This is a genomic window from Rhodoferax sp. UBA5149, assembly GCF_002413825.1.
GTDB lineage: Bacteria > Pseudomonadota > Gammaproteobacteria > Burkholderiales > Burkholderiaceae_C > Rhodoferax.
The window spans coordinates 1-2,047 of the sequence record NZ_DHXT01000136.1 but is presented as its reverse complement, the minus strand read 5'-3'; the positions used below and the strand labels follow the sequence as shown (position 1 = coordinate 2,047).

General features: G+C 66.7%; 2 protein-coding genes. One reads left to right on the top strand and one right to left on the bottom strand.

Going from position 1 to position 2,047, the window contains the following annotated elements; all coding sequences use genetic code 11:
• Nucleotides 1-921: AraC family transcriptional regulator (locus B3V69_RS11830; RefSeq protein ID WP_296446770.1), on the top strand; the 921-nt coding region annotated here is incomplete at its 5' end.
• A 422-nt stretch (nt 922-1,343) separates the two neighbouring features.
• On the opposite strand, the gene B3V69_RS11825 is transcribed toward B3V69_RS11830, so the two are convergent.
• Nucleotides 1,344-2,003, bottom strand: a complete 660-nt coding sequence (locus tag B3V69_RS11825) for an HAD family hydrolase (RefSeq protein ID WP_296446768.1) — start codon at nt 2,001-2,003, stop codon at nt 1,344-1,346.
• Nucleotides 2,004-2,047: the final 44 nt, after the last annotated feature.

Genomic DNA, 2,047 nt, shown 5'->3' with positions numbered 1-2,047 from the left:
CAGGCACAGATTGCGCCAGAGTTACTCAAAACCCCGGGCGCCTGCATCAGCGCGCTGCAGATGGAATTGATCTCGGGTGCGGCGATGCAGGAGCTGGACGACGAGGCCTTGGGCTGGTTCAGCCGGCGCCTGCCCTGGGGCAGCTACGGCATGCTGGCGCGCGCCTCCCTCAGCGCGCCGAACCTGGGCATCGCGCTGCAGCGCTGGTGCCGCCACCACGGGCTGATCGCCGACGACATCACGCTGCAACTGGCCGTGACGGGCGACACGGCGACGCTGTCCATCACGGAAAACCGGGACCTCGGTGCGTTGCGCGAATTCTGCCTGGTCTCGGTGCTGCGCAACATCCACGGTCTGGCCTGCTGGCTGATTGACTCGCGCCTGCCGCTGCAGGGCGCGCAGTTTGCGTTCGCCGCGCCGCCGCACCACGCCGTGTATGGCGTGCTGTTTTCCGGCCCCACGGTGTTCAACACGGCGCCGACCGGCATCCGCTTTGACGCGCGCTACCTGGCCTTGCCGCTGCGGCGCGACGAACACGCCCTGCAGCAGATGCTGCAACGCGCCCTGCCGCTCACCGTGCGCCAGTACCGGCGCGACCGCCTGCTGGTGCAGCGCGTGCGGCGCGCGCTGGCCGAGCATCCGGCCCTGACGCACAGCGCCGAGGCCCTGGCCACCCTGCTCAACGTCTCGCCCCGTACCCTGCACCGCCAGTTGAAAGAGGAAGGCGCCTCGCTGCTGGCGCTGAAAAACGAAGTGCGCCAGGCGCGCGCGCTGGCGCTGCTGCTGCGCACCGTGCGCCCGATCAAGCAGGTGGCCGAGGCGGCCGGCTTCCAGAATGAAAAAAGCTTTATCCGGGCCTTCAAGGCCTGGACCGGGCGGTCACCCGCCGAGTTCCGCCGCCAGTCCACGCCCTTGGCGTGATTTGTCCTGTTGGTGCCCCCCCTGCGCCCCAAATCCACCAAGAAATAGGCCACCACAACAACTCCACAACTTCTGTGGACAACTTTGTGCAGCACCTTGGGGCAAACCCGGCAAAGCCTTATTTGACGCGGGCTGCGACACAGTGCCTGCGAAACAGGCAGGGGGCATAAGACGCCAATTCCAGCCTGGTTAAATGGTGTTTCCCTAGCAGAAAGGCGAGAGAAAGAACGGCCGGGACTGGCAATCTGCCATGAAAATTCCAGAATTAGCAACCCGCCTTGCCCCGTCGGCGGGGGCTGCGGTCAGCTGCGAAGTTGATGCACAGCTTCTGTGGACAAGCTTGTGTATCAGCACCGGGACAAGCCCGGCAAAGCCATGTCCGGCGCGGGCTGCGGCACGGTGCCTGCCAAACAGGCAGCCGCTCAGACCGCCAGCAGCAACGGCCCTAACTCGGCCATCTGGCCGAACAGCTGGCTGGCGCCAGCCTGGCGCAGCGCCGGGCCGTGTTCGGGCAGCGGACAGTAGGCCCAGACCGTGGCGCCCGCCGCGACGCCGGCCGTCACGCCGGTGGGCGTGTCCTCGATCACCAGACACTGGTGCGGCGGCGCGTTCAAATGCTGCGCGGCGGCCAGGTAGACGTCGGGCGCCGGTTTGGAGCGCGGCATTTCCTGGCCGCTGAAGATGCGGCCGTCAAAGAAGTCCATCAGCCCGACCTTGAGCAGCTGCATTTCGACCTTGAAGCGGTCCGCGCCCGAAGCGCAGGCGATGCGCTGCTGCGTGTGGCTGTGCGCCGCGGCCACGGCCGCGTGGGCGCCGGCAATGATCTGCAGCCGCGCGTCGAGCTCGCGGTTGCGCCGCTCGTAGAAAAGCTGCATCCAGTCCTCGGTCAGCGGCTGGCCGGTGCGCGCCTCGATGGTGGCGCGCTCATCGCGCACCGCCTTGCCGACAAAGAAGCGCATGCAATCGGCCAGCGTCATGGCCCAGCCCGCGTCGGCCAGCATGTCGCGCAGCACGCCGTTGGTGATCGGCTCGCTGTCCACCAGCACACCGTCGCAGTCAAACAGGATTGCTTCGAATTTCATAGCTACTGACGCTTATTCCACGGGGGCCAGAGGCCGATTTAGTT